The sequence below is a fragment of the Halotia branconii CENA392 genome, assembly GCF_029953635.1.
Taxonomy (GTDB): domain Bacteria; phylum Cyanobacteriota; class Cyanobacteriia; order Cyanobacteriales; family Nostocaceae; genus Halotia; species Halotia branconii.
The window spans coordinates 511292-532460 of record NZ_CP124543.1 but is presented as its reverse complement, the minus strand read 5'-3'; the positions used below and the strand labels follow the sequence as shown (position 1 = coordinate 532460).

At 40.3% G+C, this 21169-nt stretch carries 18 protein-coding genes; 10 read left to right on the top strand and 8 right to left on the bottom strand.

The features are described from left to right. Positions 1-101 precede the first annotated feature (101 nt). Positions 102-518, top strand: a complete 417-nt coding sequence (locus QI031_RS02385; protein WP_281483634.1) for a response regulator — start codon at positions 102-104, stop codon at positions 516-518. A gap of 143 nt (positions 519-661) precedes the next feature. On the opposite strand, the gene QI031_RS02380 is transcribed toward QI031_RS02385, so the two are convergent. Further along, complete coding sequence (locus QI031_RS02380; protein WP_281483633.1) at positions 662-841, bottom strand: hypothetical protein; 180 nt, start codon at positions 839-841, stop codon at positions 662-664. Between the two features lie 361 nt (positions 842-1202). Between QI031_RS02380 and QI031_RS02375 the strand changes: the two genes are divergently transcribed. Next, positions 1203-1754, top strand: a complete 552-nt coding sequence (locus tag QI031_RS02375; RefSeq protein ID WP_281483632.1) for a DUF2854 domain-containing protein — start codon at positions 1203-1205, stop codon at positions 1752-1754. Positions 1755-1809: 55 nt separating this feature from the next. On the opposite strand, the gene QI031_RS02370 is transcribed toward QI031_RS02375, so the two are convergent. Continuing rightward, entirely contained in the window at positions 1810-2070 is a 261-nt protein-coding gene (locus QI031_RS02370) for a CRR7 family NDH-1 assembly protein (protein ID WP_281483631.1), read from the bottom strand. Between the two features lie 1579 nt (positions 2071-3649). Between QI031_RS02370 and QI031_RS02365 the strand changes: the two genes are divergently transcribed. Beyond that, complete coding sequence (locus QI031_RS02365) at positions 3650-4672, top strand: GGDEF domain-containing response regulator (protein WP_281483630.1); 1023 nt, start codon at positions 3650-3652, stop codon at positions 4670-4672. Between the two features lie 197 nt (positions 4673-4869). On the opposite strand, the gene QI031_RS02360 is transcribed toward QI031_RS02365, so the two are convergent. Further along, a complete protein-coding gene (locus QI031_RS02360; RefSeq protein WP_281485912.1) occupies positions 4870-6075 on the bottom strand; it encodes a histidine kinase in 1206 nt (401 codons plus the stop codon). A 1035-nt stretch (positions 6076-7110) separates the two neighbouring features. Here QI031_RS02360 and QI031_RS02355 point away from each other — a divergent pair. Together QI031_RS02355 and QI031_RS02350 are read left to right on the top strand one after the other, a co-directional pair. Then, complete coding sequence (locus tag QI031_RS02355; RefSeq protein ID WP_281483629.1) at positions 7111-8511, top strand: S-layer homology domain-containing protein; 1401 nt, start codon at positions 7111-7113, stop codon at positions 8509-8511. A 376-nt stretch (positions 8512-8887) separates the two neighbouring features. Continuing rightward, on the top strand, positions 8888-9943 hold the full coding sequence (locus QI031_RS02350; protein ID WP_281483628.1) for an SGNH/GDSL hydrolase family protein: 1056 nt from the start codon (positions 8888-8890) through the stop codon (positions 9941-9943). Here QI031_RS02350 and QI031_RS02345 read toward each other — a convergent pair. Further along, a complete protein-coding gene (locus tag QI031_RS02345; protein ID WP_281483627.1) occupies positions 9885-10661 on the bottom strand; it encodes a class II aldolase/adducin family protein in 777 nt (258 codons plus the stop codon). The two genes, QI031_RS02350 and QI031_RS02345, sit on opposite strands and share 59 nt — an antisense overlap. Before the next feature lie 69 nt (positions 10662-10730). On the opposite strand from QI031_RS02345, the gene QI031_RS02340 reads away from it, so the two are divergent. The 5 genes from QI031_RS02340 to QI031_RS02320 all read left to right on the top strand — a co-directional run bounded on the left by QI031_RS02340 (position 10731) and on the right by QI031_RS02320 (position 17078). Further along, positions 10731-11774, top strand: a complete 1044-nt coding sequence (locus QI031_RS02340; protein ID WP_281483626.1) for a M42 family metallopeptidase — start codon at positions 10731-10733, stop codon at positions 11772-11774. Positions 11775-12228: 454 nt separating this feature from the next. Then, positions 12229-13692 carry a nicotinate phosphoribosyltransferase gene (locus QI031_RS02335; RefSeq protein WP_281483625.1) on the top strand — a complete coding sequence of 488 codons (1464 nt, stop codon included), beginning with the start codon at positions 12229-12231 and terminating at the stop codon, positions 13690-13692. A 259-nt stretch (positions 13693-13951) separates the two neighbouring features. Next, positions 13952-14551 (top strand): nicotinate-nucleotide adenylyltransferase, encoded by a 600-nt coding sequence (locus QI031_RS02330; protein WP_281483624.1) that lies wholly within the window; start codon positions 13952-13954, stop codon positions 14549-14551. Further along, positions 14512-15282 carry an NUDIX hydrolase gene (locus QI031_RS02325; RefSeq protein ID WP_281483623.1) on the top strand — a complete coding sequence of 257 codons (771 nt, stop codon included), beginning with the start codon at positions 14512-14514 and terminating at the stop codon, positions 15280-15282. The genes QI031_RS02330 and QI031_RS02325 overlap by 40 nt, the downstream gene beginning before the upstream one ends. Positions 15283-15353: 71 nt before the next feature. After that, positions 15354-17078, top strand: coding sequence for an NAD+ synthase (locus QI031_RS02320; RefSeq protein WP_281483622.1), 1725 nt, complete (start codon positions 15354-15356; stop codon positions 17076-17078). A gap of 203 nt (positions 17079-17281) precedes the next feature. Here the strand turns inward: QI031_RS02320 and QI031_RS02315 are convergent, their stop codons facing one another. The 4 genes from QI031_RS02315 to pstC all read right to left on the bottom strand — a co-directional run bounded on the left by QI031_RS02315 (position 17282) and on the right by pstC (position 21096). Beyond that, positions 17282-18262, bottom strand: coding sequence for a protochlorophyllide reductase (locus tag QI031_RS02315; protein WP_281483621.1), 981 nt, complete (start codon positions 18260-18262; stop codon positions 17282-17284). A 123-nt stretch (positions 18263-18385) separates the two neighbouring features. Then, a complete protein-coding gene (pstB, locus tag QI031_RS02310) occupies positions 18386-19192 on the bottom strand; it encodes a phosphate ABC transporter ATP-binding protein PstB (RefSeq protein ID WP_281483620.1) in 807 nt (268 codons plus the stop codon). Between the two features lie 50 nt (positions 19193-19242). Then, positions 19243-20127 (bottom strand): phosphate ABC transporter permease PstA, encoded by an 885-nt coding sequence (pstA, locus tag QI031_RS02305; protein WP_281483619.1) that lies wholly within the window; start codon positions 20125-20127, stop codon positions 19243-19245. Positions 20128-20145: 18 nt separating this feature from the next. Then, complete coding sequence (pstC, locus tag QI031_RS02300) at positions 20146-21096, bottom strand: phosphate ABC transporter permease subunit PstC (protein ID WP_281483618.1); 951 nt, start codon at positions 21094-21096, stop codon at positions 20146-20148. Between the last annotated feature and the right edge of the window lie 73 nt (positions 21097-21169).

Sequence of the window (21169 nt, the reverse complement as noted above, 5' to 3'; positions counted from 1 at the left end):
GATAAAAGACAATGTATTCATCCATAAGATAGAGTGATTGCTGGTGCTTGTTCCCTTAAACTATATGAAGTTATCGTTCTTAATTATTTTCTTTCCCTTGAATGTTAATGTTATCCTGTGAGTTTTCTACGTTGCGTGTTCTAGTCGCAGATGATCACGAGTTAACTCGTTTAACCTTACAATTAGCTTTTTCTTGTCAGGAAAATATTCAAGTAGTAGGGTTAGCTAGTAATGGTCAAGAAGCTATTGAAATGGTGAAACGCCATCACCCTGATGTGATTGTTTTAGATTTACAGATGCCAGTCATGGATGGCTGGAGTGCTTCTAGCCATATTAAAGCTATTTCTCCACAAACTCAAATATTAGCTTACTCTTCAGTAGAAGACATGAGTTTTGTACAGACACAAGCAATGCCTAATTTTGATGATGTTTGTAAGAAAGATGTCTCAACGACTGAACTCATCGCTTTGGTAAAGCAGCTAGGAAAGCGTTCAAAAGACGCTTCTGTCGTAGGATAAATTATGCTGCAAAGTTGCGGGTTGATTATCACAATATTAGCTAGACTTGAGAAAACGAAAATTATTGCATTCTTAATAAGCATCGGTGGAACCGCCAATTGACGATTCCACTTAATTGTATTTCTGCCCCTAATACTGCTTAATTAATTTCCAGTTTCGGGAATGGTGCGTTTAAATTCGTCAACTAACTCATCGAGTTCTTCTAGAGCTTGATTTACATCAACTCTCAAAACTCCTAAGTTAGGTTGTTCTAAAAGGCTGAGCAAGTATTCGCGTTTATTTTGAACTACGGCAATTCGTTCTTTTATAGTCTGTAAATCCATTTTTTTCTTTCAACCCCTAAATATCTTCAAATTTAAAGTTAACTTAAAAAAGGTAAGGCTTGTATCTCCTAGCTTAACCTAGTACTGTTGCGCAAAAGTCAAAAGCAGCCTGTCGCGTTGATGGGTTCCCCAATTTGAGCGTTGGCAAAGCGGTAGCGAACCTGCGAGCGTCACTAGCGTTCAAAAGACTTATGTTATGGGCTTCTTTACTGTTTTTAATAGTCTGCTTTTTTCTCCTCTACTATGCTAGGTAAGTTTATTGATAAATCTCAGGTTCTGAGTTATTGCTCTTCCCTAAGTTGTTATTTATAGCCGATGATAATAAAACTGATATATTAAAAGTCTATACTATCCTCAGCTCATGTTACGCCAAATCTCTTTGGGAACACTCGGTTTAACCGTCGGCAGCATATTAACCATTATTGGTTTCGTTGCCTACGCTGCTAATAATGCCACACTAAACCTTGTAGGATTTTTTTACGGTTTTCCTCTACTACTGGGAGGATTGGCACTCAAAGCCAATGAGATGAAGCCTGTACCCTTCAGCCAAGCTACAACGCCGTCAGTATTGCTCTTGCGAAAACAGCAAGCAACTGTGACTCAAAATAAAATTCGCAAAGATATTACTAGATATTGCTATGGTCAAGAGGCGCATTTAGATAGGGCTTTATCTTTTCTGAATCTGAGTCCTACAGATGAAGAACGACCAATAGTTACAGGTTTACGAGAAACAGAAGTTAATGGCGCTTATACCTTGATTTTAGAATTTGATTCGCCGCGTATATCCATTAACGACTGGCAGGAAAAGCAGGAAAAAATGACCAAATATTTTGGCCCAGGAGTAGAAGTTAAAATAACGCAACCAAATGAAAATAAAATTGAGCTAGCATTAATTACTGCTAAACAAGAATAATTAATTAAAAGTCAATAGTTTTGTTTTAAATTACTATTGGCTCTTGACTAAGAGATTACTTTTCCATACGTACTGCATACCACTGTAAATATTCTCCAGGACTAATGTCTAACTCACAACTTGTGTCTATTAAATATTGTGCTTGAGCTTCCGCAGAATCAAATTTGTGTAAATCTGGTGGTAAATCCTGGGAATTAATTTTTTGCAAAACAGTTTTCAGTTTTTCTAATAATTCTGATGATGTCAGGAATTGTTCTGGTTGGTTTGTTTCTAGAACAACAAAATTATCTTGTTGATACATTAATGAATCTGGCATTTATTCTAAACCTAAATAGAGTTTGATTTCGGCCAATATCTTTAAAAGTAATTGATTGATTATCTGGCATAATAATACATAAATTTAGTTTTGACTAGCCAATCTAATCCTAATTTAGGACTGATGCACTCATAATGAAAAACTAAGCCTTTGCGATTACTTTGCTTTGCTTGCAATGATGTGAAATCGTAGTCCATGCGTAGATCATGAGAATTTTTATAGAGAAGTAGATTAAACTTCATTTAATCTTTTTATCTCATTTTAAGCAATACAAGTTCGTTTAAAAAAAGTTGTCTATCTTGATTAGGTGAATCTTTAACGACTAAGACAGCTTAACCAAAAGGAATTGTGACTTATTTGAGCATTTTATCAGGTTGAAATAGAGATTTTAAATTAAATTCCCAAAATAACTGGGCTTTATTCATTTTTAGTCTAAAACTATAAAAAAATGGTACGAGCAGTAACCAGATAATCAAGTTTTGCACGCAACTTAATATTAAGTTGATGTAAGTTATGTAATTACCCCTAAATATGAGTATGTTCAAGGCTGGCAATGACTCTAAATGAGTTACAGTCTAGTCACAACAAGATTGAGTATTAGTTATTTTCGGATTGCAGTTTGCTAACTGCTTATATTATCCTCAGAATGTATCTAAAGTAACTATAGGAATCCGGTTTGATTTGGTGAAATTACTTGTATAAGCAGGGAACACTTCGGCTACGCTCAGTGCATCGCAGGGAACAGGGAACAAGGCTCTTTGAGGTGTACTGAATTTTTTCAAAAATCAAATATGAGTCCTATATAAAGTAAAGAATTGAGGTATACATTTAAAGTTTTGCTCAGTTTGCTTCAAAATTGCAATTACACTATACGATTGGGGAAATATAAGAGTAGCATTTTCTACCAAAGCCGTCAAAAGGTAAACATTACTTTTGAATTTTAAATAAATAGTTTATGCAACTTATATCAATCCGATTTGATTAATGAACATATTTGCGTAGGGAGGGAACGGGGAACTCTTAACGGAAAACACTTCGGCTACGCGGTAGTTGAGCGCAGTCGAAACTCAGTGCATCGCAGGAAAAAAGGGATTTAAGGGTGTACTAAGTTTTTTCTCCAAATCAAATATGAGTCCTATAGTTATCTATCTTTTTTTCGACTCCAAACAATTGAGCAATTTATTGTCCAACAGCAGAAGGCTATGAAGGCAGACACACTTTGGCTAAAAATTGTAACTCTCATGCAGAAAAAATTTTTTCTATGCAATCGCATCGGAGAACATTTTCAAAATATTTCTGAAATTTCCTGGTTAGACAAATTTTTAAACCAATGATTAGTGGCATCGAACACTTAAAAATTATGTGAATTTTGCAAGGATACTCTATCTAATTCTTGCCGTCTAGTAACAAATGAGCAATTGTTTCACTTACCATTAGTGTTTCATTGGTCTTCTATCAAATAAGACCTTTGAGTAAGGTTCTAAATGTAAACAACTCTTTTTCACAAGCAATTTGGCTACGAGTGCCAGGTTCTGGTCTGTCTCTACCCGATACTTTCATTTTCTGTGGAACGCAACTCATGTCAGGCATAAGCCCATTTTCTCTTTCTAAACAACCTCCAGTAATTCTGGTGGCTGATGATGACAAGGCCATCCGAGTGCTGTTGCGTAAAGCTATGGAACAAGAAGGCTATCGTGTAGTTGAGGTTACTGATGGTAAGCAGTGTTTAGATGCTTATGAGAATGTCAAACCAGATATAGTTTTGCTAGATGCTGTCATGCCTGTGATGGATGGGTTTACTTGTTGTAAACATTTACTCCAAATTGCTAAAAATAATTTGATGTCAGCACTTGCCAGCTTAGATACTGACTCTGGCTTGGGTAATACCGTAATTTCAAAGTTATGGGGACGTACTCCGATACTGATGATCACAAGTTTAGATGATGAACATTCTGTAGACCGTGCTTTTGAGGCAGGGGCGACAGATTATGTCACTAAACCAATTCACTGGGCGGTGTTGCGCCAGCGGTTACGACAATTGTTGCAGCAAGGGCAAGTATATAAACAGTTAGAAGAGGCAAACTTGGCTTTACAGCAACTAGCTAACGTTGATGGCTTAACGGGGTTGGCTAATCGTCGTCGCTTTGACGATTATCTAAATACACAGTGGATTAATTTGGCACAGGAGGGGTCTCCCCTGTCGTTAATTTTATGCGACATAGATTTCTTTAAATTTTACAACGATCAATATGGCCATCCGGCTGGCGATCTCTGCTTACAAAAGGTAGGCGCTGTTTTAAGCCATAAGGCACAAAAACATCAAGATTTAGTGGCACGTTATGGTGGTGAGGAATTTGCTGTGATTATGCCATATACTCATGCAGAGGGTGCAATTCATGTTGCTAAGGCAATACAAGCGGGAGTTAGAAATTTACAAATTGCTCACAGTGGATCTACGGTAAGTCAGTCTGTCACCCTCAGTATAGGAGTATCTACTATTATTCCTACTTGGGAATCTTCACCTTTAAATTTAATTGTGACGGCAGACACAGCACTTTATCGCGCTAAAGCAGAAGGGCGCGATCGCATTGTTCTTAATTGAGTGTTTATTAGTTATCAGTTGTCAGTGGGACTTTGATATTTTGGAGGCTAAAAACTGCTGAAACCTAGATATATCAAGCTTATTACGGAGACGCTACGCGTAGCTCGCTTCGCCGTAGGAGTACGAGTCAAAGCCTCCACTAATTGTCTTTAATTCTTAATTTTACATTTTTAATTTTTAATTGATTTGACCATTGACTAAGAGGGATACACTGGCAAAGTGAAGTGGAACCATGCTCCCCCATTGGGGGCAGTGTCTACCCAAATTTGACCGTAGTGTGCCCTAACAATACGTTGACATAAACAAAGACCAATGCCGTAGCCTTCTGTTTTTTCATCTCGTTGCAGACGGAAATGGTTTTCAAAAATGCGATCGCGATTTTCTAGAGGAATACCAGGGCCGTTATCGCCGATACTAAACTGAACTTTTTGAGTAGTGCGATGCAACCCAGCAATACTAATTTTGCCACCTTCTGGTGTGTATTTAATGGCATTATCTAACAGATTCACCAACACCTGACGTATACGTTCTTGATCGGCATATACATAAGGTAAGTCCTGGGGTATATCTGTCTCCATTTTTTGGGATTTAGCGGTGTAGCGATCGCGTAATTCCTCTAATACATCAAAACAGAGTTGGCCTAGTTCCATTTTTTGCGGTAATATAGGCAACTCTGTATCGTTGCCTCGACCTACTTGTAAAAGATCGGCAATCATCCGGTCAATTGTTTTGGTTTGATTGCGGGCTTGTTTTAATAAATGCGCTGTCATTGTTGGTTTTAAGCGCTGAAAATTTCCTGTTTCTATATTGTAATTAGATTGAAGGGTTTCTATGGCGATCGCCGCAGCCGTTAGAGGATTGCGGAGGTCATGTGCCAGCATAGCAATTACTCTATCTTTAAATTGCAATTGTTCCTGGAGTTTATCTTTTTCCTGTTTTAAACGAAAAATTTCGTCTGACAGACGCATGAGTTCCGCAGAAACAGCAACAGAACGGATTGTTGATTTGGGAGAAGATATTCGACTATTGTCATCAATACGTCCTTGTAAGTCTTCTTGCAATTTTAAGTAGGCATCAACAGCTGTTTGCCAGCGTGGCCACCAATTTTTCAATTGAGCAATGATATTACTCCCAGCTAAAACCTGTCTAGGCTCTGGGTGAATTTTAATTAAAGCTGGCGTTGCTACCAATTTAAAGTGTTCCGCCAAATATGGTTGTTGCCCGACATCAATAATTTGAAGTTCAAAATTATACTCAGCCTGCAATTCTTTTAAGTAAGCACGTATTCGCTGTACTTGTTGTCGTGACTTAGGCCGTCCATCGATGAACAGCAATAGCTGGAGTGGAGCCTCAGAATAAATAGGCTGATCCTGGGAAACTTGCATGTAATCGTGTTTCAGCACTGGTAACAACCTGGCGACGCTTTGCAGAAAGTAAAATGGACTGACAGTTGTCGATGGTCGTTCTTTTTTCAATTTAATATCTATTTTAGATTCTTCATACTCCTATCAGATCTGCGTTTTTCACATGATATACATCTTTTTCGGCCTTTTACTTGCTTTTTACTCATCTCATCTCCAAAAAACACTTCGGCTCTTGAATATAAGTCCTAATTTTTCTTAAGTTACAACTTTGTTTCCAAGGTAATAAATGAAAAATTTTCTACTTGGACAGAAAGCAAGCGCTGACTGAGCTAGATGTTAGTCACATGCAAGTTATGTGTAGACAATTAAATGTCCCAACCACAACTACAGAAGTTCTAGGACTTTGTGTAGCTTTAGTAGGCTTACCGAGAAACGTTTCCCTTTTACCTGACTAGTTAAATGTGCTACAAGCACAAATTTACTGCTATTTGTATACTTTTAGCCAGTAATTATTAAATCAGTTATCAGTTATTACTTTTGACTATTCACTGATTCAGTCGGGAAGTTCCAACCCAAATACATTACTGTTTAATGTTCACTGTTAAAACTTCCTTCAGTTCTACAACAACCGAAGTAAAATTTTCCCCAGAAACTCAATTTGCAGAGTCATAAGAAAATTGTTGTAATACTCAATCGTTTTGCTGACAACCTTGATCCCCAAGCATAGTAAATTTACGCTAAACATCTGGAGATACTTGGCACTGAAGTTTTCCAGGTATTGCTTTCCCCATCTGAGTAATATTCCCTGAATTTTTTCAGATTGTTTACAATCTAGCGCCAGTGACCTCTTATTTTCCCTCCTTTGGGTGATGCTAAGGAGGAATTTAATCTCAGTTTAGCACTTTTGACGGTTGGCGATCGCTTTCCTATATGGCATTTAGCACTAGACTATAGCTTCATCCTAAATGTAAGCAAATCTTTGCTAAAAATTACCTAAAGCTAAATACATATAGCTGCATAAAATATCGACAGTCTGCGCTAGGGTAGGAATTGACACGCGTTCTTTGACTGCCTGTGCTTCCCCATAAATCTCCAGCTATCTTATTGAGTTTGGCTGTTCTATTTTCTTCTTTAACAGCCTGTGCTAATACTCCAACTGCCAAAAACTTAGAACAGTCTTTGGCAGCAGATCCTAGATTGCAAGACAATCCGGCGATTTTTACTGAAACTCAACAGGGTGAAACGCAAGCAGAACAAAATCAACCCACACTTGCGTTACCGACAGATTTTCCTAAAGAGATCCCGTTATATCCCAACGCCACACTCCAGGAAGTAACACCTAGTAATGGCTCAGAAAATAAGGTATCCACTCGCTGGTTAAGTTCTGATCCCAGTAATTTGATCACTAGCTTTTATCGTAACCAGTTTCAGACGAACAATTGGCAGATTTTGCAACAGCCTACAGATGAAGCGGAAGGCTCTTTTGAAGCGCGTCTGAACAACTTGCTGGCAAAGGTATCCATTCAACCTCAATCAGTCACTAACCCTACACCCAATCAACCACAAACAGCAACTAGTTTAGTAATTGAGTATACATCCAATAGTACAGCAACAACACAACCTAGCCCAACCACTAGCCCTGGCGAAACTGCTAATAACCCTCCTCAACCAGGTGATCCACAATTCATTGGCCCTGTAGCACCGACAAATTTAGCTACACAACCAGAAAATACAGTTGAAGGTCAAAAAACTGCTACACCTACACCTGCATCTCAACAATTTAGCGATCTGAACAAAGCACCGCAAGAACTACGGAAATACATTCAAGATTTAGCCAGCTTGGGTGTTTTGTCTATAGATTCTCAGACAACTAAGAACAACTCAAATGTTTCAACTAACCAATTTGAACCGGGTAAAATTATTACCCACCGAGAATATGCTCGTTGGCTAGTTGCGACTAATAATGCTATGTATGCTAGTAATCCAGCTAAGCAAATTCGTCTAGCTGCACAAAGCACTCAATCGGCTTTTAGTGATGTGTCAAAAACAGACCCAGATTTTCCCGAAATTCAAGGGTTGGCTGAAGCTGGATTAATTCCTAGTCCTTTGTCAGGAGATTCTACAGCAGTTTTGTTTCGTCCTGATGCCCCCTTGATACGGGAGCAATTAATTTTATGGAAAGTACCATTGGATACTCGCCAATCTTTACCTAATGCCAGTTTAGATGCTGTCAAACAAACTTGGGGTTTCCAGGATGTCGGAAAAATTGACCCCAAGGCTTTACGCGCCGTGTTAGCAGATTTTCAAAATGGCGAACAATCGAATATTCGGCGGGTGTTTGGATATACAACATTATTTCAGCCCAAAAAACCTGTGACTCGTGCAGAAGCCGCAGCCGCTTTGTGGTATTTTGGAACTCAAGGTGAGGGTATATCTGCTGTTGAAGCTTTAAAGGTGAAAACTCCGCAAAACTAATTCTTTTGTTAGTTGACCTGTTTCAGTATTTTGGCAGCCAAACTTTATAATTGCTTTACAAAAGACCTGTGATATCGTGTTCGAGTAAAGACTTATCATTAAGACCGCAGGGGGCAGGGGGCAGGGGGCAGGGAGAGAAAGAGTTTTCAGGTTTTTGCACAGATGCGAGATTCATAACTAATAAGCCGGACATGATATGAATAATAAAAATCAGGTAAATTTTTGGATTTAAAGTTATTTAATTTTATATAGTACTCGTTAGTATTCCCATCTATATTAAATAAAATTACGCAAATAAAGCTGATTCAGAGTATTTGGCTTGGCGATCGCTTTCCTGGATAACTCGTAGACTTATCATATAACGGTTAAAATGAGTATGAAAAAGCAGTTGATGGCGGCAGGATTTGTCCTTTTTTCGCTGGCTTTGCCACTGAAAGCTGAAGCTTTTACTGGACTTTCTGTAATTGGTGATAGTCTTTCAGATACAGGAAATTTATACAATCTAACTTTAAATCCTCAAACAGGAGTCGGATTTCCACCTCCGCCTTATTTTGAAGGGCGTTTTTCTAATGGCCCTATCTGGATAGATGAACTGGCCCAAAAGCTGAACTTAGAGGCTCCTACTCCATATATTAATTTCTTAAATGGTGCTACCCCCGAAAGTGGTATAAACTTTGCCTTTGGTGGAGCCACCACTACAGATGTAAATACAATCGTAACTGGCTTACCGAGTTTTCCCCAGGAGGTTGCAGCATTGACGGCTTTGCAACCTGCTGATCCAGAAGCGCTCTATGTACTTTGGATTGGTGCCAATGATTATCTACCTACCCAATCCCCAGATTTTATACCTTTTGTAAATCCTGACACAACCTTAGCAAGTATATCAAATGCGTTACAAACCCTCGCTAGCGTTGGGGTTAAAAACGTTATAGTACCGAATTTGCCAAATTTGGGTAATACACCATTAGCGCTGAACTTAAATCAATTAATTCCTGATACGTCTGAGAGGCTCAATCAGCTAACCAAAGACCATAATGATGGACTGTCACAACTTATCAAAAGTTTTAACCAAAATCCGGTACTGGGTTTAAATATTATCTCTCTTGATGTTAATTCTCTGTTTAGTGACCCAGCAAATTTAGGTTTTACAAATTTTACTCAACCTTGCTTGAATAGAGTTGCTCAAACAATCTGTAATAACCCAAACGAGTACTTGTATTGGGATGAAATTCATCCCACAGCGCGCGCTCATAGCATAGTTGCTAATGCTGCTTTAGCGGCAATTCCCGAACCTTCAGCTGTATTGGGAATGTTAGCACTTGGGGCTTTGGGTGCGGCAGGTGTGCTAAAACGCCAACACAAAAAGTCTACTTTTACTCCAATAAGTCGGGTTCTTGCCGCACAATCATCTCGTATAACGGTTGAAAACTAAACCATCCGAGATAATGTGACCCTACCTGGGAATGTGCCAAACTGGCATATTCAGGTTGAATTGGGCTAGGTTTACCAGCAGCCTCTGCCATTAATTGAGCTTGACAAGAACGCTCCATTGCAATAAACCACCAAGCAGCCTCATCAACTGAATGACCTACCGTGAGCAAACCGTGGTTTTTGAGAATGATGGCTTTATTGTTGCCCAAGGTTTGGGCAATACGTTTGCCTTCTTCTAATTCCAGAACCACACCTGTGTAGTCATTGAAAAGACTATGATCTTGGTAAAAAGCACAAGCATCTTGGGTAAGGGGGTCAAGCAGACGGCCAAGACTAGACCAACTTTTGCCGTAGACAGAATGAGCATGAGCTGCTGCTACTACATCCGGACGAGCCGCGTGAACTTGGGAATGAATCGCAAAAGCTGCCTGATTAACTGGGCGATCGCCTGCAATTACTTCACCTAAATGGTTAACTAAGATCAGGTCACTGACTCGAATCATACCGAAGTGCATTCCAAAAGGGTTGACCCAAAAATGTTCTGGATGTTCTGGGTCGCGGGCAGTAATATGTCCAGCAATACCTTCGTCAAATCCATAGCGGGAAAACAGACGCAATGCTGCTGCTAAGCGTTGCTGGCGATAACGGCGTTCCTCTGCAAAGGAAGTGAATATTGGTGGTTGGGGAGTCTTTGGTTGTTCTGTGGATATGACTTGCATTTTCTAAAGTATGTGATTGTAGGTAAAAATATTGATATTGAACTTATTTTTTAAACTCATATTATCTTGATGTGGGATTACGAACAGCTATTTGAAATAATTGCAGAACTAGTAATGCACCATTCTCCTAGTGGTGTAGAATCTGAAATTAACCAATTTTTGATGCAGCGATTTGCAGCATTGGGTGTAGAAGTTTGGTGCGATCGCGCTGATAATATTATTGCTAAAATTCCAGGGTTAAATTCTGACAGAGCAATTGCTATTACTGCTCATAAAGACGAAATTGGCGCAATTGTCAAAAATCTTGGTGATCAAGGTCGTGTGGAAGTTCGTAAATTAGGCGGTTCTTACCCGTGGGTTTACGGTGAAGGTGTCGTAGATTTATTGGGAGATCACCAAACCATCAACGGTATTTTAAGTTTTGGCTCTCGCCACGTTTCCCACGAATCGCCCCAAAAAAATCAGCAAGAAGATACCGCCGTCAAGTGGGAAAATGCCTGGATTGAGACAAAACTTACAACCGCTGAACTAGAAGCCGCTGGTATTCGACCCGGAACTAGAATGGTGGTCGGTAAACATCGCAAGCATCCTTTGAGGTTAAAGGATCACATCGCCAGTTATACCCTGGATAACAAAGCCTCTGTGGCAATTTTGTTAGCTTTGGCTCAAAGACTCAAACAGCCAGCTGTGGATGTTTATTTGGTCGCGTCAGCGAAAGAAGAAGTGGGGGCAGTTGGGGCATTGTTTTTTACCCAAAACCAACGTTTAGATGCTTTAATCGCTTTAGAAATCTGCCCACTTTCACCAGAATACCCCATTGAAGACGGCAAAAATCCGGTAATTCTTTCTCAAGATGCCTATGGAATTTATGATGAAAATTTAAATGGGCAACTACGTCAAAGTGCTAAGCAGTTAGAAATGCCAGTGCAGCTAGTGACACTTAGCCAATTTGGTAGTGATGCTTCCATTGCGATGAAGTTTGGTCATGTTGGCCGCGCTGCTTGTTTGGCCTTTCCGACACAAAATACCCACGGCTATGAAATTGCTCATTTAGGAGCGATCGCTAACTGTATCGATTTGTTAAAAACCTTTTGTGAAACTGAATTTGAGTGATGAATTGAGAAGGCGATCGCATATCAACACAAAGCTGTTCTGACTTACTTTCCTAGGACTTACGCAACGCCGATATTGTCATTGCGACCGGAACGGAGTGTAGGGAAGCAATCCCAGCGTTAGGGTAGATTACTTCGCTATCGCTCGTAATGACGGAGTTACGTTATTTCTGCGTAAGTCCTGTTTCCATTAGGCAAACGGTGAGTAAGTCAGAAGGAAAACCCTCATTCCTCCTTCTTTCGGCTGACCGAAGAAGCAGGAGAGTAGAGGGCAGATTAACATTTTTAATAAAAAAAACTATTATAAAATATTAAATATTTGAATAATTTAGTATTAAAATACAAGGAATTTGCTTCTAAAGAGTGATATCTAACAAAATTGTTCTAAATAGTTGACATTATTTATGGTAAATTCTACCATAATAGGAGAAGCATTCTTGTAAGGACGCTCTTACATGACAACTTTCTCAAACTTAGACCACTGCCAGAACCAAGAATTAACTCTCTGTGCTGCTGACTACAGCTTGCTTACAGACCTTTACCAACTAACAATGGCAGCTTGTTACACAGGTGAAGGTGTAGAACAAAGATGGGCTAGCTTTGAGTTATTTGTCAGGCGATCGCCCGATAATTTCGGCTATTTAATCGCTATGGGTCTGGCGCAAGCCTTAGACTATTTAGAAAAATTTCGCTTTAGTTCCTCTCAAATAGCAGCTTTACAGGCTACAGGCATCTTTGCTGGCGCAAGCGATCGCTTTTGGTCACTTTTAGCCGAATGGCGATTTACTGGAGATGTGTGGGCTGTACCCGAAGGAACAGCGGTGTTTGCCAATCAACCACTGTTGCGAGTTGAAGCGCCTCTATGGCAAGCACAACTAGTAGAAACCTATCTATTAAATACTCTCAATTATCAAACTTTAATCGCCACTAGAGCAGCCCGGCTACGTGATGTCGCCGGGGAGCAAGCCGCACTTTTAGAATTTGGCACTAGAAGGGCATTTAGTCCTCAAGCTTCTTTGTGGGCAGCACGGGCAGCATTAGCAGGTGGATTAGACTCTACTTCAAATGTGTTAGCAGCGCTACAACTGGGGCAGCAACCAAGTGGTACGATGGCTCACGCTTTAGTGATGGCGCTATCAGCACTAGAAGGAACTGAAGACCAAGCTTTTAGCGCATTTCATCGATATTTTCCAGGTGCGCCATTGTTAATTGATACCTACGATACCATTGCCGCTGCCGAACGATTAGCTCAGCAAGTCAACGCTGGAGAAATAGAGTTAACTGGCGTAAGGTTAGACTCTGGAGATTTAGTTAGTTTATCCCAGCACGTGCGATCGCTCCTTCCTGGGGTGTCAATTTTCGCTAGTGGTGACTTGGATGAATGGGAAATCAAAAGACTCAAAGCAGCCGGAGCAGAAATCGACGGTTATGGCTTGGGAACACGATTAGTTACAGGTTCGCCAATTAATGGAGTTTACAAACTTGTAGAAATCGATGGCATCCCAGTTATGAAAAAATCGAGTGGTAAAACAACTTACCCAGGACGCAAACAGATTTTTCGGTCGTTTGCAGCAGGTAAGGTAAAAGCCGACAGATTGGGATTAATTATAGAAAGTCCTCTTGTGGACGAACAAGCTTTGTTGCAGGTGGTGATGAAGCAGGGCGAAAGATTGCAGCCGCCAGAAACTTTAGCGGAAGTTCGCCAACGTACTACTGCTTCTGTTGCTAGTTTGCCAGAACACACACGGCGTTTGGATAATCCTGTGGCTGTGGAAGTGGAGATTTCAACAGCGTTGCAAGAGTTGACTCAAAAGACGAAGAAACGAACCACAGAGGCAAGGCAGCACGGTCTTGGGGAGCCAGTCCGTTGGGCGGGTTTCCCGACTTGTAGGAACTGGCGTGGTTTCCCCCATGAGTGACTGCCGTGCAGAGAAGCCAGTGCGTTGGGGAGACAGCGCCGTGGGCGGGCTTCCCGACTTGAGGCGACTGTCGGCGGGTTTCCCGACTTGTAGACGCTTCTGCGGCTACTCTTACGAGAACGCCTAACGGCGAACCCGCAGGGTAGCAACTGGCGCGACACAGAGGTAAATCTATGAAAATAAATCGACGTATTGAGTAAATACAAGGTGAAAATTCTGGAAACAGCCTCAACGAATTACGAATTACGAATTACGAATTATGAAAATAGCTTTATTTGGTACTAGTGCCGACCCACCAACTGCTGGACATCAAGAGATTCTCAGGTGGTTATCTGCGCGTTATGATTGGGTGGCTGTTTGGGCAGCAGATAATCCATTTAAATCTCATCAAACTCCTTTGGAACATCGGGCGGCAATGCTGCGACTGTTGATTGCGAATATGGATGTACCACTACACAATATTGCTGTAGAACAGGATTTGAGTAGCTGGAAAACACTGGAAACAGTGGAAAAAGCTAAATTTAGATGGGGAAAGAATGCTGAATATACCTTGGTGATTGGTTCAGATTTACTGAGTCAGCTACCGCGTTGGTATCGAATTGAAGATTTGTTACAGCAAGTCCAATTATTGATTATACCGCGTCCGGGATATGCAATAGATCAGTCTAGCTTAGAGGCAGTGCAGTCTCTGGGAGGAAAAACAGCGATCGCTAGTCTCACAGGTTTAGATGTATCTTCAACAGCATATCGTGAACAAGGAGATGCTCAAGCTCTCACGCCCCCTATTATTGCTTATATTCATCGAGAGCATTTGTACAAATGCGAGGACGTAACCACAAAAAGATTTCAACTGCGCTAAATCAACAACCTTGTTTCGACTCCGCTCAACAACCTTTGGCTGACTTCAAGGTAGGTGTTGATAATGTGATTTTTTCTGTAGATACTACGCAGAATCGGCTACTAGTTCTGTTAGTCATGCGACAGCAGGAACCATTTTTAAATTATTGGAGTCTCCCCGGTACTTTGGTACGTCAAGGCGAGTCTCTAGAAGATGCTGCTTATCGCATCATGGCTGAGAAAATTAGAGTTAACAATCTTTACTTAGAGCAGTTATACACTTTTGGCGGTCCCAATCGTGATCCACGAGAAGAAGTTAGTAGTTATGGTGTGCGTTATTTATCAGTTAGTTATTTTGCGTTAGTCAGATTTGAGGAAGCAGAATTAATTGCTGATAAAGTGACTGGTATTGCTTGGTATCCAGTTAAGCAAGTGCCACAATTAGCTTTCGATCATAATGAAATTTTGACTTATGGACACAGGCGGCTGCGAAATAAATTGGAGTATAGTCCGGTAGCTTTTGAAGTTTTACCAGAAACATTTACTTTAAATGATTTGTATCAGTTATATACAACCGTTTTAGGAGAAAATTTCGCCGATTATTCTAACTTTCGGGCGCGTTTACTCAAGTTGGGATTTTTATGCGATACCGGAATTAAAGTGTCACGGGGTGCTGGCCGTCCGGCTAGTTTGTATAAGTTTGATGCTCAAGCTTTTGCACCCTTTAAAGATAAACCTTTAGTATTTATTTAAATCCAAATTATAGAGTCCAGAAAAATAAATATTTACCACTGACAACTGACAACTGACAACTGACTAATACAATGAAAATTGCGATCGCTCAACTTAATCCCACAATTGGTGATTTGCCAGGAAATGCCCGCAAAATTTTAGAGGCTGCACAGCAAGCAGCAGCACTAGGTGCGCGTTTATTATTAACACCAGAACTTTCTTTATGTGGTTATCCACCAAGAGATTTATTACTAAATCCTAGTTTTGTGGAAGCTATGGGTATCGAATTGCAACAACTAGCGCAAGATTTACCATCAAATTTAGCTGTATTAGTAGGAACTGTTGAAGAAAACTTAAAAGCCCATATTACTGGCGGTAAAACTTTATTTAATAGTATAGCTTTATTAGAAGCAGGAGAAATCAAACAAGTTTTTCATAAGCAGTTGTTACCTACTTATGATGTTTTTGATGAAAGACGCTATTTTGAACCAAGTTTACAAGCTAATTATTTTACTTTAGATAATATTGATATTGGCGTAACTATTTGCGAAGATTTATGGAATGATGAAGACTTTTGGGGCAAACGAAGTTATGTCGCAAATCCAATCGCTGATTTAGCAACTATTGGTGTTGATTTAATCGTAAATTTATCTGCATCGCCTTACACAGTTGGTAAGCAACACTTCCGAGCAGCCATGCTTAAGCATAGTGCAGTGCGTTTTCAACAACCAATTATCTATGCTAATCAAGTGGGAGGAAATGATGACTTAATTTTTGATGGATGTAGTTTTGCTTTGAATCGTCAAGGTGAAATTATGTATCGTGCCTGTGGTTTTGCAACCGATTTAGGAATAATAGAATTTGATGCAGTCCAACGAGATTTGCACTCAAGTACAATAGTAGCTGAATATGAATCATCAGATGCAGAAATTTGGCAGGCTTTGGTTTTAGGAGTACAAGATTATGCTCGAAAGTGTCGCTTTTCTAAAGTAGTATTAGGTTTAAGTGGAGGAATAGACTCAGCATTAGTAGCAGCGATCGCCACGGCTGCGTTAGGTAAAGAAAATGTCTTAGGTGTGTTGATGCCTTCGCCTTACAGTTCTGAACATTCTGTTAGCGATGCTTTAGCATTAAGCAAAAATTTGGGGATTGAAACGAACATCTTAAAAATCGGCGAATTAATGCAATCCTTTGATTACACCTTAGCTGACTTGTTTGCTGGAACTGAATTTGGTATTGCCGAAGAAAATATTCAGTCCCGGATTCGGGGTAATTTATTAATGGCGATCGCTAATAAATTTGGCTATCTTTTATTGTCTACTGGTAATAAGTCAGAAATGGCGGTTGGTTATTGTACGTTATATGGTGACATGAATGGCGGTTTAGCAGTGATTGCTGATGTGCCTAAAACCCGCGTTTATTCACTTTGTCATTGGTTAAACTGCGATCGTGAAATTATTCCCCAAAATATCCTCACTAAAGCACCCAGCGCCGAACTCAAACCCGGCCAAATTGACCAAGACTCTTTACCTGCCTACGAAATTTTAGATGACATTTTGCAACGCCTGATTCATCATCACCAATCAGCTGCACAAATTATCGCCGCAGGACACGATCCGGCGATTGTCAACCGAGTCATCCAGATGGTGGCGCGTGCTGAATTTAAGCGGCGACAAGCACCCCCAGGATTAAAAATTACTGATCGGGCTTTTGGCACTGGTTGGCGAATGCCAATTGCTAGTAACTGGGTTGGTGCTGCTGTTAAAAATACTTATCATTCTGAAAATGTTCTCAACCCTAGTAGTCTGTCTCATTAATCATGATAGTGACACACTTTTGTAGTCAGGACTTTAGTCCTTTCAAACCAGGTAAAATATTGGTCAAGAAATTGCCTATTAAAATCTTTACTCTGTGTACTCTGCGCCTCTGCGGTTAAATTATTTTATCAACCGCAGAGGACAGAGATATCAGAGAGAAAAAAAGCAGTTACCAACGTCTTCTTAAAGCCTTTTGACAACTGTTATACAGGCTGAACTTTCCCAATTCCAACTAATTTTTCGCTTAAATCCCACATGCGTTTGGCTTTCTCATCATCGCTGGCTTCGGGAGAAACCTCTCTGACAAAAGACTTACCATCTTTCTTTTGTCTATTACCCCAACTCCAATAAGCACCAGATTGTTTGTATGCAGGATCAGCTACTACATCTGCGACTCGTTGGCCTGCTAACTCTTCAGATACAAATCCCCCAGTAATATATCTTTGGAACAATGGAAAAAGTTTTTGAAATAACGGGTAGTGGTTTCTAAATAACGGCGTTGTTGCTACACAACCAGGATAAAGAGAACTAAAGGTAATGCCAGTTGACTCGTGATAGCGTCGGTGCAACTCCCGCATAGTTAATACATTGCAGACTTTGCTATCTTTGTAAGCTTTCACAGGCTCAAACTTTTTCCCATCAATCATTGAGTAAGGCTCTTTAAAACCCTCTACCAAGCCTTTAAGATCTCCTAAGTCTGGACGCGGTGGAATTTTTCCTCCCAATTCTTTTGGGTTGTGGGTGACGGTTCCTAAAATTACCAATCTTGGATCATTAGAGGATGATTTTTTTAAATCCTCCAGCATCAGATTACATAACAAAAAATGTCCCAGGTGATTTGTAGCAACGCTCAATTCGTATCCGTCTACACTTCGCAACGGCTCTTTTAATAAAGGCATATATATTGCGGCGTTACATACTAAAGCATCCAACGACCTGCCACTTTCTCGAAATTTTTTGACAAACTGTCGAACACTCTCTAAGCTAGCCAAGTCGAGATGCATAATTGTGTAGCTATCTGGAGGGATTTCTACAGATTGAGCAGCTTCTTGAGTCTTGGGGAGATCCCGACAAGCCATCACTATATACCACTGCCCTGTTTGAGCAAGAGCTTTTGCAGCTTGCAAACCTACCCCCGATGATGTGCCGGTGATCACGACCGTTGACTTGCGAGGTTGTTCCATTTAGTTCAGACTCCGTTGACTGTCTCTAGGATCTCACACCATTGATATCAATTAACATAAAAAAGGACTATAAAATAGCCCTTTCAAGTTAGACAAAATTTTGGTTAAGAAATTTCTCTTCGCCTAACCGAATCTACCGCTGACGTAATCTCGTGTATCTTCTTGCTTAGGATTGTTGAAAATTGTTTCTGTAGCATCGTATTCTACTAGATAGCCACTACGCCCTCCCGTGTCTGAAGGTTTAACATTAAAAAAGGCAGTCATATCTGACACCCGCGCGGCTTGTTGCATGTTATGAGTAACAATAACTATGGTATATTGTTCTTTTAATTCATGAATCAATTCTTCAACCCGCAAAGTAGATACGGGGTCAAGAGCAGAGCAAGGTTCATCCATTAATATAACGTCGGGTTGCACTGCGATCGCTCTGGCAATACACAGACGTTGTTGTTGTCCACCAGATAATGAAAAGCCACTTTGCCGCAGTTTGTCTTTGACTTCATCCCACAAAGCTGCTTGTCGCAAACTACGTTCTACTAGTTCGTCCATATTACCTGTGTAGCCGTTGATTTTAGCGCCAAAAGTAATATTGTCATAAATTGATTTGGGAAAAGGATTAGGTCTTTGAAATACCATCCCAATTCGCCGACGCACCTCTACTGGATCAACGTCAGGTGCATAAAGATTTTTATCGTAATAAGTAACTTTACCTTCGGCTCGAAATGATTCAATTAAGTCATTTAAACGGTTATAGCATCGCAATAAGGTACTTTTACCACAACCAGAAGGGCCAATAAAAGCTGTCGCTTTATGTTTGGGAATATCTAGCCAAACATTCTGTACAGCTAAAAAGTTGCCGTAGTAAATGTTGAGGTTTTCTGTACGTAAAACAGTTTCTGTGCCATTAGCGGTGCTAATATTGGTAGCCATAAAAAGAATGTAAGTGTTAGGGATGAAAAATGCGCTCTGGGAAAATATATTTAATGAACTTTCTGGCGAGTTGCCCAGCGCGCGATAATACTGGTGATCAAAACCATCAATACCAAAATTAAAGACGCTGCCCAAGCTAATGACTGCCAATTCTGAAAAGGAGAAATAGCAAAGTTGTAAACCAAAACAGCTAAGGAAGCTGTCGGCTCAAATAAACTTTTAGGCCAAAATGGTGAAAATAAAGCAGTAAATAGTAAAGGTGCAGTTTCTCCAGCTGCTCTGGCGATCGCCAATGTTGAACCAGTTACAATTGCTGGTAAAGCCGATGGCAATACAACTTGGGTCACTGTTTGAAAGTTAGTTGCTCCTAACCCTAAAGATGCTTGTCGCAAATCTTGTGATACTAATTGTAAGGCTTCGTCAGTGGTTCTTACAATAATGGGCAACATCAAAATTGCTAATGCAAATCCTCCACCAATGGCTGAGTAGGAACCTAAATTGAGTTTTACCAAGGTTAAAACTACAATTCCATAAGCAAATACCCCAGCAATAATCGAAGGAACTCCACTGAGGACATTAGTAGCAAAACGTATACTCCTAGCTACTTTACCAGAACTAAACTCTGTTAAATAAATTGCTCCCATTACACCAAAGGGAATACTAATTAATGCGGCAATTCCTACCATTAACAGTGTTCCCAGAATTGCATTACCAAAACCTCCTCCCTCTCTCAAGGGTGCGGGCGGTAGTTCTGTAAATACGCTTAGACTAAGACTGCTAAAACCTTTAATGAGGACGTAAGAAAGAACTGCCAACAGCGGTAAAAGCGCCAAGACTCCACAAATAAATGCAATTACAGTCATCACTGTATTAAACAGTGTCCGGGGAGAGGTAGAAGTGCGAGTTAAACTCCTTTGCGGAAAATGAGAAGTCATATTTAAATCACAATTATGCTAAATTCGCTTCATTCTGATCACAAGAAACTCTGCCATAATATTGACTATTAGTGTCAAAACAAACAGAACCAAAGCAGCGTACATTAAAGCCGCAACTTGCAAACCACTAGCCTCGGAAAATTGATTAGCTAATAGAGAAGAAATCGTATTAGCTGGTGCTAAAAGTGAAAGACTAATGTTGTTAGAGTTACCAATCAACATTGTTACAGCCATTGTTTCACCCATTGCTCGACCCAAAGCCAGCATCACAGCACTAACAATGCCAGAAAAGGCAGCTGGAATCAGAACTTGAAAAATTGTCTCCCAACGAGTTGCTCCTAAACCCACAGCTGCTTGACGTAAGCTTGAAGGTACGGAAATCAATGCATCACGAGAGATCGCTGTGATGATTGGCAAGGTCATAATTGCTAAAATTACCCCTGCGGGAAACATTCCCGGCCCCGTGGGAGGAGTGCTAAAAATTGGCAACCAGCCAAAATAAGTATTCAGCCATTTGCCTAAGTCGGTTAAAATCGGCACTAAAACAAAAATGCCCCAGACTCCATAGACCACACTTGGTATAGCTGCCAGAAGTTCTACCAAAAATACTAATACTAGCCGTATCTTACCTGGGAGAAAATTCTCGCTTAATAAAACAGCAGTACCTACACCAATAGGTATAGCTATTAACAAACCCAGAAAAGAACTAACTAAAGTTCCATAAATTTGAGGCAGTACCCCATATTCATCGTTGACCGGATTCCAAGTACTTTGAGCTAAAAAGCCGATACCAAATTGTTGGATTGCAGGCCAAGCAGCAATTGTAACTTGTACTGCAATCCATAATAAAGTGCCGGCGACCGCCAGCGCAAAAATCCGAGTCAGCCAAATAAAGCCTCTATCTACCGACTTTTCTATGTCAGACCGATTTTTACTTGCTGATTTCAGACTTGAGATATTTGTAGCCATGACTACTGAATTTAAAGATTAAATCAGAGAAAAATGTGTGAGGAAACCAGATTCTTAAAATTGTCACTACATC

Coding starts and splice junctions, on each gene's coding strand:
- QI031_RS02385 (WP_281483634.1), top strand. CDS start 102: ATGTTAATGTTATCCTGTGAGTTTTCTACGTTGCGTGTTCTAGTCGCA.
- QI031_RS02380 (WP_281483633.1), bottom strand. CDS start 841: ATGGATTTACAGACTATAAAAGAACGAATTGCCGTAGTTCAAAATAAA.
- QI031_RS02375 (WP_281483632.1), top strand. CDS start 1,203: ATGTTACGCCAAATCTCTTTGGGAACACTCGGTTTAACCGTCGGCAGC.
- QI031_RS02370 (WP_281483631.1), bottom strand. CDS start 2,070: ATGCCAGATTCATTAATGTATCAACAAGATAATTTTGTTGTTCTAGAA.
- QI031_RS02365 (WP_281483630.1), top strand. CDS start 3,650: ATGTCAGGCATAAGCCCATTTTCTCTTTCTAAACAACCTCCAGTAATT.
- QI031_RS02350 (WP_281483628.1), top strand. CDS start 8,888: ATGAAAAAGCAGTTGATGGCGGCAGGATTTGTCCTTTTTTCGCTGGCT.
- QI031_RS02345 (WP_281483627.1), bottom strand. CDS start 10,661: ATGCAAGTCATATCCACAGAACAACCAAAGACTCCCCAACCACCAATA.
- QI031_RS02340 (WP_281483626.1), top strand. CDS start 10,731: ATGTGGGATTACGAACAGCTATTTGAAATAATTGCAGAACTAGTAATG.
- QI031_RS02335 (WP_281483625.1), top strand. CDS start 12,229: ATGACAACTTTCTCAAACTTAGACCACTGCCAGAACCAAGAATTAACT.
- QI031_RS02330 (WP_281483624.1), top strand. CDS start 13,952: ATGAAAATAGCTTTATTTGGTACTAGTGCCGACCCACCAACTGCTGGA.
- QI031_RS02325 (WP_281483623.1), top strand. CDS start 14,512: ATGCGAGGACGTAACCACAAAAAGATTTCAACTGCGCTAAATCAACAA.
- QI031_RS02320 (WP_281483622.1), top strand. CDS start 15,354: ATGAAAATTGCGATCGCTCAACTTAATCCCACAATTGGTGATTTGCCA.
- QI031_RS02315 (WP_281483621.1), bottom strand. CDS start 18,262: ATGGAACAACCTCGCAAGTCAACGGTCGTGATCACCGGCACATCATCG.
- pstB (WP_281483620.1), bottom strand. CDS start 19,192: ATGGCTACCAATATTAGCACCGCTAATGGCACAGAAACTGTTTTACGT.
- pstA (WP_281483619.1), bottom strand. CDS start 20,127: ATGACTTCTCATTTTCCGCAAAGGAGTTTAACTCGCACTTCTACCTCT.
- pstC (WP_281483618.1), bottom strand. CDS start 21,096: ATGGCTACAAATATCTCAAGTCTGAAATCAGCAAGTAAAAATCGGTCT.